Source organism: Chryseobacterium piperi (assembly GCF_002285635.2).
GTDB lineage: Bacteria > Bacteroidota > Bacteroidia > Flavobacteriales > Weeksellaceae > Chryseobacterium > Chryseobacterium piperi.
Map to the genome: position 1 here is coordinate 2111300 of NZ_CP023049.2, position 16512 is coordinate 2127811.

General features: G+C 39.2%; 8 protein-coding genes, 2 tRNA genes and 3 rRNA genes. 4 read left to right on the forward strand and 9 right to left on the reverse strand.

All coding sequences use genetic code 11. The features are described 5' to 3' along the window. Positions 1 to 170: 170 nt before the first annotated feature. Together ligA and CJF12_RS09125 are read left to right on the forward strand one after the other, a co-directional pair. Positions 171 to 2174, forward strand: coding sequence for an NAD-dependent DNA ligase LigA (gene ligA / locus CJF12_RS09120; RefSeq protein ID WP_034682361.1), 2004 nt, complete (start codon positions 171 to 173; stop codon positions 2172 to 2174). Positions 2175 to 2340: 166 nt separating this feature from the next. Further along, on the forward strand, positions 2341 to 2988 hold the full coding sequence (locus CJF12_RS09125; RefSeq protein WP_034682363.1) for an MgtC/SapB family protein: 648 nt from the start codon (positions 2341 to 2343) through the stop codon (positions 2986 to 2988). Positions 2989 to 3019: 31 nt separating this feature from the next. On the opposite strand, the gene CJF12_RS09130 is transcribed toward CJF12_RS09125, so the two are convergent. Beyond that, positions 3020 to 3502 carry a copper resistance protein NlpE gene (locus CJF12_RS09130; RefSeq protein WP_034682364.1) on the reverse strand — a complete coding sequence of 161 codons (483 nt, stop codon included), beginning with the start codon at positions 3500 to 3502 and terminating at the stop codon, positions 3020 to 3022. Between the two features lie 155 nt (positions 3503 to 3657). Here CJF12_RS09130 and CJF12_RS09135 point away from each other — a divergent pair, with 155 nt between their 5' ends. Continuing rightward, the gene (locus CJF12_RS09135; RefSeq protein ID WP_034682366.1) at positions 3658 to 5796 is read left to right on the forward strand and encodes a S46 family peptidase; all 2139 of its coding nucleotides are present in this window, start codon (positions 3658 to 3660) and stop codon (positions 5794 to 5796) included. A gap of 160 nt (positions 5797 to 5956) precedes the next feature. Further along, complete coding sequence (locus tag CJF12_RS09140) at positions 5957 to 6751, forward strand: MBL fold metallo-hydrolase (protein WP_034682368.1); 795 nt, start codon at positions 5957 to 5959, stop codon at positions 6749 to 6751. A 266-nt stretch (positions 6752 to 7017) separates the two neighbouring features. On the opposite strand, the gene rrf is transcribed toward CJF12_RS09140, so the two are convergent. The 8 genes from rrf to CJF12_RS09180 form a co-directional block, all read right to left on the reverse strand. After that, positions 7018 to 7125 (reverse strand): 5S ribosomal RNA (gene rrf, locus CJF12_RS09145). 147 nt (positions 7126 to 7272) lie between these two features. Continuing rightward, a 23S ribosomal RNA gene (locus tag CJF12_RS09150) occupies positions 7273 to 10036 on the reverse strand. A gap of 207 nt (positions 10037 to 10243) precedes the next feature. Beyond that, positions 10244 to 10317: transfer RNA gene (locus tag CJF12_RS09155), tRNA-Ala, on the reverse strand. Between the two features lie 91 nt (positions 10318 to 10408). Next, a tRNA-Ile gene (locus CJF12_RS09160) sits at positions 10409 to 10482 on the reverse strand. Positions 10483 to 10692: 210 nt separating this feature from the next. Next, positions 10693 to 12209: ribosomal RNA gene (locus tag CJF12_RS09165) — 16S ribosomal RNA — on the reverse strand. Together the 16S, 23S and 5S rRNA genes with 2 tRNA genes alongside form the textbook arrangement of a ribosomal RNA operon. Before the next feature lie 705 nt (positions 12210 to 12914). Next, positions 12915 to 13832, reverse strand: a complete 918-nt coding sequence (locus tag CJF12_RS09170; RefSeq protein WP_034688344.1) for a metallophosphoesterase family protein — start codon at positions 13830 to 13832, stop codon at positions 12915 to 12917. Positions 13833 to 13884: 52 nt separating this feature from the next. Further along, positions 13885 to 15657, reverse strand: coding sequence for a RagB/SusD family nutrient uptake outer membrane protein (locus CJF12_RS09175; RefSeq protein WP_051887414.1), 1773 nt, complete (start codon positions 15655 to 15657; stop codon positions 13885 to 13887). Between the two features lie 15 nt (positions 15658 to 15672). Continuing rightward, positions 15673 to 16431, reverse strand: coding sequence for an IS5 family transposase (locus tag CJF12_RS09180; RefSeq protein ID WP_034681491.1), 759 nt, complete (start codon positions 16429 to 16431; stop codon positions 15673 to 15675). Positions 16432 to 16512 lie beyond the last annotated feature (81 nt).

Here is a 16512-nt window from a genome sequence, read left to right on the forward strand (position 1 = left end):
TTAATTAAATTAAAACGTTATGTTAAATAATTACCAACAAAACACTTATCCAGTATATAATCAGCCACTTATGTCATATTACATAATTTTAATTTTCCTTCATTATTTAATTATCTTATTTTCTAAATGATATTTGTTTTAGCTATTTTTGCTCAAAAGAAAGAATAGCAATGTCCGAAAACATTCAATTAAAGATAGAGCAGCTTCGAAAGGAGCTTCATCAGCATAATGAAAATTACTATTTACTGGATGAACCTACCATTTCAGATTTTGAATTTGACCTGTTACTGAAAGAGCTTCAGGATCTTGAAGTAAAATATCCTGAATTTTATGATGTCAACTCTCCTACCATGCGGGTTGGAGGTGGAATTACTAAGGTTTTCCCAACCATCCAGCATAAATTCAGAATGTATTCCCTGGACAATTCTTATGATTTTGATGATCTTGAAGATTGGGAAAAACGGATTATTAAAACCATTAATGATCCTGTAGAATTTGTTGCCGAATTAAAATATGACGGTGCCTCTATTTCCATTCTTTACGAAAACGGAAAACTAGTTCAGGCCGTAACCCGGGGAGATGGTTTTCAGGGAGATGAAATCACATCCAATGTCCGTACAATTTCCGATATTCCTTTGACATTAAAAGGTGACTTTCCCAATCATTTTTTTATGCGCGGGGAAATTTTTCTCACGAGAAAAAACTTTGATAAAATCAATAAGCTCCGTGAAGAAGAAGGTCTGGATCCATTTATGAATCCAAGAAATACAGCCAGCGGAAGTTTAAAAATGCAGGATAGCGGTGAAGTAAGAAAACGCGGACTTTCGTCTGTTCTATATCAATATGTTTCAGAAGAAGTTCCTACTAATACTCATTGGGAACTGCTTCAGAAAGCACAAAGCTGGGGTTTTAAAACCTCTCAGCAGGCTAAGCTTTGTCGGACATTAGATGAGGTAAAGGATTTTATCACTTTCTGGGATGTAGAACGCCATAACCTACCATTTGAAATTGACGGAATTGTATTGAAAGTTAATTCATTACAACAGCAACGACAGCTTGGATACACTGCAAAATCTCCGCGTTGGGCAATGGCTTATAAATTTAAAGCGGAAAAAGTAGAAACACAGCTGCAAAGTGTTTCATATCAGGTAGGGAGAACCGGAGCCATCACTCCTGTTGCTAATTTAAAACCAGTATTACTGGCAGGAACCATTGTAAAAAGAGCATCACTTCATAATGAAGATATTATTAAAAAACTTGATCTTCATGATCATGATTTTGTCTATGTAGAAAAAGGGGGTGAGATCATTCCTAAAATCATTGCGGTAAATACAGAAAAAAGAGCTCCGGAAAGCACAGAAATTCAATATATCAAGCACTGTCCGGAATGTGGGACAGAACTGGTAAAAGTGGAGGATCAGGCCATTCATTTCTGCCCTAATGAACTTCATTGCCCACCACAGGTCGTTGGAAGAATGATCCATTATGTTTCCAGAAAAGCTTTAAACATTGAAAATTTAGGAAGCGAAACGATCGAACAACTGTATCGTGAAAAGCTGATTGAAAATCCGGCAGACTTCTATACTTTGACAAAAGAGCAACTACTTCCATTAGAAAGAATGGCAGAGAAGTCTGCCCAGAATATCATTTCAGGGATTGAGAAATCAAAAGAGATTCCTTTCGAAAAAGTGTTGTACGGAATAGGAATCAAACATGTTGGTGAAACTGTTGCCAAAAAACTGGTCAAAAACTTCCCAACCATTGATGATTTAAAAAATGCAACAGCTGAAGAGCTTTGCCAGGTAGAAGATATAGGATCTAAAATTGCTTACAGTATTGAAGCCTTTTTCAATAATTCTGAAAACATCCTTATGCTGGAACGTTTGAAATCATATGGCGTTCAGCTTGAAAAGGGAGAAAGTACCAATGAGGTTATTTCTAACGTTTTAGATGGAAAAACATTCCTTTTTACAGGTAAATTATCATTGTTCACCAGGGAGCAGGCAGAAGAAATGGTAGAAAAACATGGCGGGAAAAATATTTCAGCCGTTTCAAAAAATCTTAATTTCCTCGTTGTAGGAGAAAAAGCCGGCAGTAAATTGAAAAAAGCCCAGGATATCGGAACCATAGAAGTTTTGGACGAACAGCAATTTCTTGACCTGATCGAAAAGTGATCAAACTATTTACAAAAGATCAGGTTACGGTTCAAAAATTCATCAAGAATTAAAATCATCTAATGATAATAAAAAGACTGTCTTCTTAAGGCAGTCTTTTTTTATAAGCTTTAATCATTACATAAGAATTTATTGTATTTTTATTCAAGGTTTTAATTTTATAAAAATGGATTTTCTACAAGATCATTACTCCGTCCAAAATGAACTGTTACTGATATTCATTTCAGTAATTCTTGGTCTTTTAATAGGTGCTGAAAGGGAATATAGAAATAAATCTGCAGGACTCCGTACCTTCATTCTGGTTTGCTTCGGATCTTGTCTGTTTACTATTTTATCGATTAAAATAGGTGTTCAGAACCCTGATCGTATAGCGGCAAATATTATTACCGGCATTGGCTTTTTAGGAGCTGGTGTTATTTTCAAAGGAGATAGTAAAATAGATGGAATCACAACTGCTACCACTATCTGGGCAACGGCTTCCATTGGAATGGCGGTTGGCTCAGGATATGTATATTTTTCTTTGCTAGGGACAGCATTAGTACTTTTGGTTTTGAATTCATTGAGCTATCTTCAAAACTTTATTGATAATAATCATAAAATCAGGGAATATAAAATATCCATTTCAGCTTCAGATCATATCAACCATTGTGAAGAACTGTTTCGGAATAATCATTTAAAGTTTCTGATCATAAGACAGCAATATTCACATGATAGTTTGACGACAACCTGGAGACTTACCGGAAATTACAAACAACATGAACTGCTAATCAGACAAATGATGAATGATCCTAAGATCATGTCCTACCAGTTTTAGGGCAAAAAAATAAAGGCTTAAAGCCTTTATTTTATTTTTTCTTGAAAACATAGAGATCTTTGTTCGGTCCGTCAATTTCTTTTCCATCAAGATCAAGCTGAATAAGCATGTTTTCTCCCACCTTATATTTATAATTAGCGGTTTTTCCTTTTAAGGTAATAATACTCCCTGTGGCATCCCACTCAAAGGTTCCTTTATCTTCATTTTTTGATTTTCTATCAATATACTCTTCTGTGATACTGAACGTCTTATCTTGATTCAATGTCAAGGAGGTCTTGATTCCCGGGCAATCTGCGCATGGAACTACAGCATCATAAGTCCCGTCCCAATCTAAAGAATTCTGGGAATTATGAGTGTCTATTGCGTTCGCTATAGATGCAGAATCTGCAGAAGTATGAATAGCTGCTGAATCAACATTTGAGTTAGAGGATATTTCCTGTGTTTTCTCTTTTGGGGAACATGAAGTTAAGAGTATAGCCAATAAGCTACCTGTTAAAAAAAAATTGTTTTTCATAAATTGAATTTTAGTTCTACTAAGGCACAAATTACGCAATAATATTTCACAATCCAAGGGATTAGTGAGGGTTTCAACATAATTTAAATCAGTTTTAAGTATATTTTCTACCCTATACTTTTAATTTTCTTCGTAAATTAGGCAAAATTTTGATTATGATAAAAAAGATACTTTTATCTGCATTTCTTCTACCTGCAGCAATGGCATTTGCACAACAATATGGAGGAATGTGGATTCCTACGGAGTTGAATGAAAAGGAAATGAAAGATCTGGGAATGAAAATCTCTGCAAAAGACATCTTCAATCCTCAAAAAGCAAGTATAAAAGATGCTGTAGTACAGTTTAATGGAGGATGTACTGCAGAAATAATTTCACCAAAAGGATTATTATTAACCAATCATCATTGCGGATATAGCCAGATTCAGGCTCATTCTACTGTTCAAAATGATCTTTTATCCAATGGATTCTGGGCTAAAAACATGAATACAGAGCTTCCCAATCCAGGCTTAGTAGTAGATTTTATCGTAGATATCAAAGAAGTAACCAATCAGATTCTGGAAGGAACTGAACCTCTTACAGAGCCGGAGCTTTCAAAAAAAATCAACAAAAATATTGAGATTTATAAAAACTCTCAAAAAACAGAAGCCTACCAATCTATCACAGTAAAGCCTATGTATTATGGGAATAAATATTATGCCTATACCATAGAAACATACAAAGATATCCGTTTAGTAGGAGCTCCGCCACAAAGTATTGGTAAATTCGGAAGTGATACGGACAACTGGGTTTGGCCAAGACATACGGGAGACTTCTCTATGTTCAGAATTTATGCTGACAAAAATAATAAGCCGGCGGAATATTCTAAAGATAATGTTCCTTATGTACCTAAACATTATCTGCCTGTCTCTATTAAAGATAAAAACGAAAATGATTTTACATTTGTATTCGGTTTCCCGGGAAAAACAACAGAATACCTTCCTGCAATCGCAGTTGAAAAAATCATGACGGAAATTGATCCTGCCAGGATTGCCGTACGAGACGTAGCATTAAAAACTTTAGACGAAAAAATGCGTGTTGATAATGCAACCCGTATTAAATATGCTTCAAAATATGCTTCAGTAGCTAATTACTGGAAAAAATGGATTGGTGAAGTAGAAGGGCTTAAAAAATCAAATGCAGTCGAAAAGAAAGTAATGTATGAAGGTTCTTTAATAGCCAAAAATCATGAAATTAAAACAACCCTGGATCAGCTAGGTAAATTATATAATGAGCAGTCTACTTATGCTTTAAATAATGCCTACTATACTGAAGTCATTAAAAATGCCGAAACTTTAAAGGTTGCCGGCGACTATTATAATTATATTACTTCTGTAGAAGCAGGAAGAATGGATGAAAAAGAGCTTACTACATTAAAGAACAAGCTTACTTCATTCTATAAAGACTACAGTCCGGAACTGGATGCAAAGGTCACTGCAAAATTATTGGCTCTGTATGCTAATAAGACCATGCCTCAATTTTTACCATCAGGATTTGATAAGTTCAAAAATGAAGCTCAAAATATTCAGACCATAGAAGAAATTTCCAAAAATTCGGTGATTACCGGTAGAACCAATGTCAACGGTGCAAGCCTTAGTACTGATGTTGAAAAGGCATTTTCTAACCAGGATAAATTAATCAAAACCATTAAAAAAGATCCGGCTTACCAGCTATATCTTTCCATTAGAGATACCTATATGAAGGTTGCAGATCCTCAATACTCTTCTCTTCAGGCAAAAATTGATGCATTACAGAAGAAGTTTATGGATCAGCAGATGACAACGGATAAAGACAGAAAATTCTTTCCTGATGCCAACTCTACTCTTCGGGTAACGTACGGTAAAGTTAGAGGCTCCAATCCAAGAGATGCTGTTTCCTATGGTTACCAGACCCATTTAGCCGGAGTTATAGAAAAATATATTCCTGGAGACTATGAGTTTGATGTACCAAAAAGATTGATCGATCTTTATAATAAAAAAGATTATGGAAATTATAGAGATAAAAGTGGTGATGTTCCTGTAGGGTTCACTGCTACGAATCATACAACAGGAGGAAATTCAGGAAGTCCTGCATTGGATGCTTATGGAAATTTAGTTGGATTAAACTTTGACAGACAGTGGGAAGGAACTATGAGTGATATCAATTATGATCCGCGTTTCAGTAGAAACATTATGGTTGACACTAAATACATTCTTTTCATCATTGATAAGTTTGCCGATTCCAAATGGCTAATCGATGAGATGAAGATTATAAAATAGTTTTTATATTTATAAAATTCAAAAACCCTATTTAATAATTATTAAATAGGGTTTTTTATTGTTTTAAAAAGGAAATTTAAAATTTTTAGCAATAGAGATATTCTATAGAAAATGATTTATCATTACTCTATATCTATGTAATTTTAAATAAAACTTTTTTATGAACCATAATCATCTTAAAGTGTGCACGGCATGCGGTACACAATATCCCGAGGACCATACTGAAAACAAATGTATTATTTGTGAAGACGAAAGACAAGCAGTACCTCAAAATGGACAATCCTGGACAACCCACGAAAAGTTGTTGGAAAAACACAGTGTGAAAATCAAAAAGATCAATGACAAACTCTATGAATTTCTGGTTAACCCAACGTTTTCTATCGGCCAACGAGCCTTCCTTATTATTTCAGAAAACGGAAATGTATTATGGGACTGTATTCCTTTACTGGATGAAGGTGCAATAGAATTTATTAAATCCAAAGGAGGATTAAAAGCCATTGCTTTTTCACATCCGCATTATTATTCCAATATGAGAATGTGGGCTGAAGCTTTTAATTGTAAAATTTATATCCATCAAAAGGATCAGGAATGGGTGGTGAATAGAGGAAATTATATAGAGTATTGGAATGGTGATTATATTGAGTTATGGGATCAGTTAAAGCTTCATCATATTGGTGGACATTTTGAAGGAAGTTCTATCATAGAAATCCCCTGGATCAGTGAAAATGGGACTCTTTTGATCGGAGATACCATGTACCTTTCCCCATCAATGAAACATTTTGCTACCATGAGAAGCTATCCGAACAGAATTCCTCTCCCGCTAAATGAAATCAGAAGAATTGAAAAGCGTTTTGATGAGATTACCTTTGATACCATTTACGGTTTTTATTCTTATCAAAATGTAGAAAACAATGCTAAAGAAATTGTGAGGAGCTCATTTGAGAAATATCAGTAGTTGGTAAGAGTTGAGTGTTTCTAGTTGCTTATTTTTAGTTGTCGGGCCAGTTACTAGTTACTTTCCTTCTACTTAATCCCTAATCCCTCCTGCCACCTATTACCTATTACCTATTACCTATTACCTATTACCTATTACCTATCATCTGCAACCTTGTATGTATGTATGTATGTATGTATGTATGTATGTATGTAGTAGTAGTAGTTTGTATCTGTCTATAACAAAAAAAGTCTCATACAAATAAATGTATGAGACTTTTTAATAAAAACTGGCGGCGACCTACTCTCCCGCTTTCGCAGTACCATCGGCGCTGGTGGGCTTAACTTCTGTGTTCGGAATGGGAACAGGTGAGCCCCACCGCTAAAACCACCCTAAAGGCTTTATATAAGAGGTTAGACTTTAGTCATTAGAGGTTAGATCATTCTCTAACTTCTAAATTCTATTTGCTAACTTCTGGTTTTAATCGATAAAAACGTTCACAAAGACAAAACCTTTACTGCGCAACTAAGTGCTGCCAATTAGGCTATAAATCTACGGGTAATTAGTACTACTCGGCTATGCTGTTACCAACTTTACACCTATAGCCTATCAACGTGGTCATCTCCCACGACCCTTAAAAGATGTCTCATCTTGAGGCGAGTTTCGCACTTATATGCTTTCAGTGCTTATCTCTTCCAAACGTAGCTACTCAGCGGTGCACCTGGCGGTACAACTGATACACCAGAGGTTTGTTCAATTCGGTCCTCTCGTACTAGAATCAAGCCCTCTCAAACATCTAACGCCCGCAATAGATAGAGACCGAACTGTCTCACGACGTTCTGAACCCAGCTCGCGTGCCACTTTAATGGGCGAACAGCCCAACCCTTGGGACCTTCTCCAGCCCCAGGATGTGACGAGCCGACATCGAGGTGCCGAACCTCCCCGTCGATGTGAGCTCTTGGGGGAGACTAGCCTGTTATCCCCGGAGTACCTTTTATCCTATGAGCGATGGCCCTTCCATACGGAACCACCGGATCACTATGTCCTGCTTTCGCACCTGATCGACTTGTAGGTCTCACAGTCAAGCACCCTTATGCCATTACACTCTACGCACGGTTACCAAGCGTGCTGAGGGTACCTTTGAAAGCCTCCGTTACTCTTTTGGAGGCGACCACCCCAGTCAAACTACCCACCACGCAATGTCCTTCTAAAAGAAGTTAGGCTCCAAGTAAGTAAAGGGTGGTATTTCAACGTCGACTCCACCAACACTAGCGTGCCAGCTTCATAGTCTCCCACCTATCCTACACATTACTTACTCAAAGTCAATACGAAGTTATAGTAAAGGTTCACAGGGTCTTTTCGTCCCATTGCGGGTAATCGGCATCTTCACCGATACTACAATTTCACAGAGCTCATGGTTGAGACAGTGCCCAGATCGTTACACCATTCGTGCAGGTCGGAACTTACCCGACAAGGAATTTCGCTACCTTAGGACCGTTATAGTTACGGCCGCCGTTTACTGGGGCTTCAGTCAAACGCTTCGCTTACGCTAACGCCCTTCCTTAACCTTCCAGCACCGGGCAGGTGTCAGACCCTATACAGCATCTTTCGATTTAGCAGAGTCCTGTGTTTTTGATAAACAGTCGCCTGGGCCTCTTCACTGCGGCCACCATTGCTGATGGCGTCTCTTCTTCCGAAGTTACGAGACTATTTTGCCTAGTTCCTTAACCATGATTCACTCTAGCACCTTAGGATTCTCTCCTCGACTACCTGTGTCGGTTTTGGTACGGGTTGCTTCACTTCGGCTTTTCTTGGAAGCACTTTCCCTGCAGCAGCTTCGCCCGAAGGCTAGGCCTTGACTATTCCGTCAGTCTCCAGCAAGTACGGCACTCCGTCCCCTTTTTAGTGTGAGCAAGTATGGGAATATTAACCCATTGTCCATCCACTACCCCTTTCGGGTTCGCGTTAGGTCCCGACTAACCCTCAGCTGATTAGCATGGCTGAGGAAACCTTAGTCTTTCGGTGAGGGGGTTTCTCGCCCCCTTTATCGTTACTTATGCCTACATTTTCTTTTCTATCCGCTCCACAATACCTCACGATACTGCTTCGGCGCAAATAGAATGCTCCCCTACCAGATATAATTCTAAATTATAAATCCATAGCTTCGGTAATATGTTTATGCCCGATTATTATCCATGCCGGACCGCTCGACTAGTGAGCTGTTACGCACTCTTTAAATGAATGGCTGCTTCCAAGCCAACATCCTAGCTGTCAATGCAGTCCAACCGCGTTGCTTCAACTTAACATATATTTGGGGACCTTAGCTGTTGGTCTGGGTTCTTTCCCTCTCGGACATGGACCTTAGCACCCATGCCCTCACTGCCGTAGAACATTTATTAGCATTCGGAGTTTGTCAGGAATTGGTAGGTGGTGAAACCCCCGCATCCAATCAGTAGCTCTACCTCTAATAAACTTATATACGACGCTGCACCTAAATGCATTTCGGGGAGTACGAGCTATCTCCCAGTTTGATTGGCCTTTCACCCCTACCCACAGGTCATCCGAAGACTTTTCAACGTCAACCGGTTCGGTCCTCCACTCTGTGTTACCAGAGCTTCAACCTGCCCATGGGTAGATCACAAGGTTTCGCGTCTAATCCTACTAACTATGCGCCCTATTCAGACTCGCTTTCGCTCCGGCTCCGGACCTGAAGTCCTTAACCTCGCTAGTAAAATTAACTCGTAGGCTCATTATGCAAAAGGCACGCCGTCACCCAACATGTGGGCTCCGACCGCTTGTAGGCGTACGGTTTCAGGTTCTATTTCACCCTTCTATTCGAAGTGCTTTTCACCTTTCCTTCACAGTACTTGTTCACTATCGGTCTTTCAGGAGTATTTAGCCTTGGAGGATGGTCCCCCCATATTCAGACAGGATTTCACGTGTCCCGCCCTACTCATTTATCATCAAAATATGCCTTTCAAATACGGGGCTATCACCCTCTATGGCTGTTCTTTCCAGAACATTCTTTTAAACATATAATGACTTTTGGGCTAATCCGCTTTCGCTCGCCACTACTTACGGAATCTCTTCGATTTCTTTTCCTCCGGGTACTTAGATGTTTCAGTTCTCCGGGTTTGCTCTCTAAATAAATTTAGAGTGACATGTCTTCAACATGCCGGGTTGCCCCATTCGGACATCTGCGGATCAATTCGTGTGTGCCAATCCCCGCAGCTTTTCGCAGCTTACCACGTCCTTCTTCGCCTCTGAAAGCCTAGGCATCCGCCATACGCCCTTAACGATTTCTTTCCTAATTATTAATTAGTTTAGTTTTTTTATGACATATTACTATGTCAAAGTATTTTTGTAAACTCAAACGCTTAGTTGCGCTCGGTTTTCTCTTTGTGATATTTTTACCGTTAATGTCAATGATCTTAATGTCTTTCTGCTTGTATGATAAATGGATATTTGTTTTGGCTCTATCCATTATACTTTTAAATCAAACGCGCAAAACTGTGGAGAATAAGGGAGTCGAACCCTTGACCTCCTGCGTGCAAGGCAGGCGCTCTAGCCAGCTGAGCTAATTCCCCCTCTAGTTGAGTTGGTGAATGATTGTGTTAGAAAGTCCCGAGCGTTAACTCATTCTCTCTAATACTCTCAAACTCCTATACTCAAAATTAGTAGTCTCGGGCAGGCTCGAACTGCCGACCTCTACATTATCAGTGTAGCGCTCTAACCAGCTGAGCTACGAGACTCTTTATGAGTGATGGGTAATGAGTAATTTAGTAATCTATATACTGCCTTATCATTGTTCTCTCTATCGCTCCCTTCCCGTTTACTAATTTCTAGTGGGTTTGTATTTTTTTATATATAATCAACCAAATAAAAAACTAAAGCTTCTCTTTAAGTAAGTACATGGTACATTGAAGTACCTTAATTTTGTTTATCGTCTTTAAGACGCTCTAAAATGAGATGTTCCAGCCGCACCTTCCGGTACGGCTACCTTGTTACGACTTAGCCCTAGTTACCTGTTTTACCCTAGGCAGCTCCTGTTACGGTCACCGACTTCAGGTACCCCAGACTTCCATGGCTTGACGGGCGGTGTGTACAAGGCCCGGGAACGTATTCACCGCGCCATGGCTGATGCGCGATTACTAGCGATTCCAGCTTCATAGAGTCGAGTTGCAGACTCCAATCCGAACTGAGACCAGCTTTCGAGATTAGCATCCAGTCACCTGGTAGCAGCCCTCTGTACTGGCCATTGTATTACGTGTGTGGCCCAAGGCGTAAGGGCCGTGATGATTTGACGTCATCCCCACCTTCCTCTCTACTTGCGTAGGCAGTCTCACTAGAGTCCTCAACTTAATGGTAGCAACTAGTGACAGGGGTTGCGCTCGTTGCAGGACTTAACCTAACACCTCACGGCACGAGCTGACGACAACCATGCAGCACCTTGAAAATTGTCCGAAGAAAAGCCTATTTCTAAGCCTGTCAATTCCCATTTAAGCCTTGGTAAGGTTCCTCGCGTATCATCGAATTAAACCACATAATCCACCGCTTGTGCGGGCCCCCGTCAATTCCTTTGAGTTTCAAACTTGCGTTCGTACTCCCCAGGTGGCTAACTTATCACTTTCGCTTAGTCTCTGAAGCCGAAGCCCCAAAAACGAGTTAGCATCGTTTACGGCGTGGACTACCAGGGTATCTAATCCTGTTCGCTCCCCACGCTTTCGTCCATCAGCGTCAGTTAAGACATGGTAACCTGCCTTCGCAATTGGTGTTCTAAGTAATATCTATGCATTTCACCGCTACACTACTTATTCCAGCTACCTCTACCTTACTCAAGACCCGCAGTATCAATGGCAGTTTCATAGTTGAGCTATGAGATTTCACCACTGACTTACGAGTCCGCCTACGGACCCTTTAAACCCAATAAATCCGGATAACGCTTGCACCCTCCGTATTACCGCGGCTGCTGGCACGGAGTTAGCCGGTGCTTATTCGTATAGTACCTTCAGCTTCCCACACGTGGAAAGGTTTATCCCTATACAAAAGAAGTTTACAACCCATAGGGCCGTCGTCCTTCACGCGGGATGGCTGGATCAGGCTCTCACCCATTGTCCAATATTCCTCACTGCTGCCTCCCGTAGGAGTCTGGTCCGTGTCTCAGTACCAGTGTGGGGGATCACCCTCTCAGGCCCCCTAAAGATCATAGACTTGGTGAGCCGTTACCTCACCAACTATCTAATCTTGCGCGTGCCCATCTCTATCCACCGGAGTTTTCAATATCAAATGATGCCATCTGATATATTATGGAGTATTAATCTTCCTTTCGAAAGGCTATCCTCCTGATAAAGGCAGGTTGCACACGTGTTCCGCACCCGTACGCCGCTCTCAATTGTCCGAAGACAATCTACCGCTCGGCTTGCATGTGTTAGGCCTCCCGCTAGCGTTCATCCTGAGCCAGGATCAAACTCTCCATTGTATGTTTGTCTGACTCACTCAAAGTTTTGACGCTTTAGTTTTTCCTTACTTGGTTGTTATATTGTATGTCAATGATCTTTATATCTTCCGCTTTTTAATGAAGCAATCTATCTGTCAGTGTCGCTCCATATTTGCGAGTGCAAAAGTAATTAATTATTTTCAAATGACCAAATGTTTTTTAAAGAAATTTTAAAGTCTTTTTTTCTAACCCTAAACTCTTCCAAAACCTTAACCACTCTTCTTCTGCGCTCCCTTAATTGGGATTGCAAAGATACAAACTTTTTCTTATTATCAAAATAAATTCTCATTTATTTTTTAAGCCTGCTTCCTAATGTTTACCGTTCTCTGCGCTACCTACTATCTCTCGTTTTCAGTGGTGCAAAAGTACCACTATTTACCCCACCCCTCCAAATATATTTAACATAAAGTTTACTTTTAATTCATATTTATTCTTAACTATCTGAAATACAGTTTTAAAAATTTAAACATTTATTTAAGAGAATCAAGGGAAACAGAATGGCACAAGGAAGAAAGGCTTAGGAACTAGGGAATGAAGAGGGAAGAGAAAAGGTTTTGGGAGATAGAGAAAGCGTGGAAAAAGCAGGAGCTTGGGTAATTTACCTGCTATATAGTGTATATAAATACAAGTAAACCGGCATAAAGCCGGCTTACTTGTGTGACACTACTATTATATATATATGATAACTTAATAGTGGTGTACTATATATTCATTCTCAAATGAGCCGTCATCATAAAATTTCAATATGGCATATCCTGGAGGGGTTTCCTGATAATAGAAAGGTTTCGCAGAACGTTTATCTCCTTCTCCCCACCAAAATCCAGACATCGCACCGTTACAAAAATAGTATACATCATTGTACCAGGCTCTGTCCAGCAAATGCTGATGTCCGCTAAGACATCCTTTTACCTTATCTTTATGCTTATAAAAAAGATCCTTTAGTGCTATATGATCCTTATGTTGTCCCCCTTCCCAGCTTCCGGTGACAGTAAGTATCGGATAATGCGACATGATGAGTACATACTCTCCCTTAGGAATACGGTCAAGCTCCTGTGTTAACCAGTTCATTTGTTCAGGATCCAAGCTAACACCCGAATTGTTACCATCCAACATTATAAAATGCCATTTTCCTTTTTTAGTACTATAGTAACGTTTAGGCATTTTAAGTCTTTTAGCTGCATAGGGTACCCCATACATTTCATCAGACTTTCCACCGGCCCACCAAATATCATGATTCCCCACACAGCTATACATATCATAGTCTGCAATTTCTTTAATACAATTATCCCAGGCACTCCACTGATCATAGACTTCCTGACGTGTAGAGTTGTCCCGATCTACAGCCATAATAGAGTCGCCGGTATTCAGAAAGAAATCCACCTTTTGGGTTTTAATTTCTTTAAGGCATTTTAAAAACCTCTCCATCACTTTAGGGTCCGCCGGTAAATGTACATCAGTAATATGCGCTGCTGTCAGCAGAAGTTTCTTTTTAGAATTTACATTTTGACCTTTCTGGGTCGCAGCTAAAAGCTCAGTCGCTGTTCCACTAAGCATTAATGCAGAGACTGCAAGCGGGACCTTTGTCAAAAACTTTCTTCTTTTCATAGTTTATCGTTATATTTCTTTGTAATTAATAAATAATAGAATTAGTTCTTTCTTACCAGCCCGGAGGTTGTTTAAGCTTAGGGTTTAAAATTAGCTGATTTGCCGGTATTGGAAGATAGTAGTATTTCGGATTGATAAAAGTTCTCGGAAGTACTTTATCTTTTACGAACATAATATGACCGGAAGTTCCATCCGAAAGATAGAATATACCATCTGAAATATAGTATTTAGTTAGATTAGCTCTAATATTTGCAGGAAGGCCATTCAGAGGATCTTCTTTTCCGGGAGCTTCAAGAATAGCAATATCGGGTTTTCCGTCACCGGTTACATCAACAGCTCCTAGCCCCGGAACATAGAACCCTTTGGAAGATTGTCCTAATAAAGCACCGGATTTCCAGCGAAATAAGTCATCAAGCCGTTTATTTTCACAAGCCAACTCTACTCTGCGCTCACGTCTGATCTCCAGAATAACTCCTTTGTTACTTCCGCTAACGTTTGGATATTGTTGTGCCAGATAGTTATCCGGTGTAGTATTAGCTGCTACCATAGAAAGATCAGGCATTTTAACCCTTCTTCGTAAAAAGTTTACGGTATTATCAAGATCACCTTGTGTTAAAGTTCCCAGCTCTGCTTTGGCTTCTGCATTAATTAATACTACCTCAGCATATCTAAATATAGGAAGATCAGTATAATTTAGCTCCCACCCTCCCCTAAGCGACGGATCTCTTGGATAAAACTTAATTTGTAAATATCCCCCAAAAGCCGGCTGAACCAAATAAGGGGCACCACCAGGGATTGTTGCAAACCCCGGAGGCATGATCGTTTCCGCCATACGAGGGTCTCGATTGGCAAATACTTCTGTAAAGCCTTTTTTGTCATAATCGGCAATTGAAGTGAAAGCTGAACCGTCTTTCATTAGAAATTCATCTGCCAGACTACCATTCAACGCCCATTGCCATCCTAAAACAGTATGTGTATTATTGCTTATCCCTTGATCTTTATTATTTTTTTGAAGAAAAATAACTTCTTTATTCCCATCAAGCATATTACTGGCAAATAGAGCACGAAAGTCTTCAGCTCCTTTTCCAGTATTGTAAATACTGAAACCACCATTGCTTATAATGTCCTGAGAAGCTGTTATGGCACGATTAAGAAACTTTCCCGAAGTGCTTTGCAATCCAAGTTCATCATGGTATTTTCTGAAAGAGCCTTCATATAAAGCAACACGGGCAAGCAAAGTAAGAGCAGCCCATTTCGTGATCATTGTATTATTTGTTTTAGCAGGCAATACATGAGCTGAGGCATACTCCAAATCACTCATTACAGAATCCATGACCAATGTCCTTGGATCTTTAGCCTTATAGAGCATTGCATCATCACTGCTCCCGATCGTATTGGAATACCAGGGTACATCTCCATATTTTTTAACCATATTGAAATAGAAGTTGGCTCTGAAAAATCTGGCAACTCCTTTATAATGCTTGATCAGAGACTGATCACCGGTTGCCTTTCCTGAGTTTTCTATCATGTAATTAATAGAACGCAGTTCTTTCCAGTCCCATCCGTCTACATTGGCGGGTGTAAGGGAACCTCTTACCATATTATCGATATTATGGGCTCCTGTGTATATGGATATATTATCTGAAAACACATCGGTATACGGTGCTGAAATGTATTTATAAAAACCATTGGTATAGGTTTCTAAATCCTGGGGATTATTGAAGAAGTTATCTTTTGTAATATCCGTAATAGGATCTCTCTGAAGAAAATCGCTTTCGCAGGATATTAAAAACAATCCTGTCAACAAAAGAAAAATTCTTTTCAATAAGTAAGAGTCTGTTTAAATTTTATTCAGTAATAATTTTATGGCGGATAATTTGACCATGTTTTCAGAGGATTCCATTAAGAGTTCATAATTTCTGCATAATCTTCTATCGTTATCAAACCAAGCAAATGTACGCTCTATAATCCATCGTTTATGAATTGGCTCAAACCCTTTTACTTTTTTGTCACTCCGCATTACGATCTGAATGATATAATTAAACTTAATTCTTATTTCCTCAATAATCTCTCCTCTATAACCTCCGTCCGCCAGGATTACCTGAAGCGGAATTAGTAAATATCGCAGTGTTTTGATCAGTAACAATGCAGCCTTACTCTCATGAACATTGGCTACACTTACCATTACGGCTAACAAAAAACCATTTTTGTCTACCACAACGTGTCTCTTGATTCCTTTTATTTTTTTACCTCCGTCAAAGCCATTGAGTGAACGGTTATTTCCCCAACGAACACTTTGACTGTCAATAATTCCTAAACTTGCCTGCGCTTTCTGACCCCTGTTTCGTCGTACTTCCTCTCTCAATTTTGATAATAATAAATCGAAAATCTCCAGATTTGACCATTTTGAATAATAGTAATAAACCAATTGCCATTTGGGAAAATCATGAGGTAAAAGTCTCCATTGACAGCCTGTTTTTACTAAATAACTGATAGCATTCCAAATGACAACCAAATCATATTTTCGTTTTCTGTCATCAAAATCTAATGCTTTTTTTATAAATTGCCACTGAGTTTGGGTTAAGTCCGTTGGATACATTGATGTTTTTTTCTTTTGCAACTCTAAAATGACAATTTTTATGCAACTTTTAACCCTTACTATTTTTTATTATTACTTTTT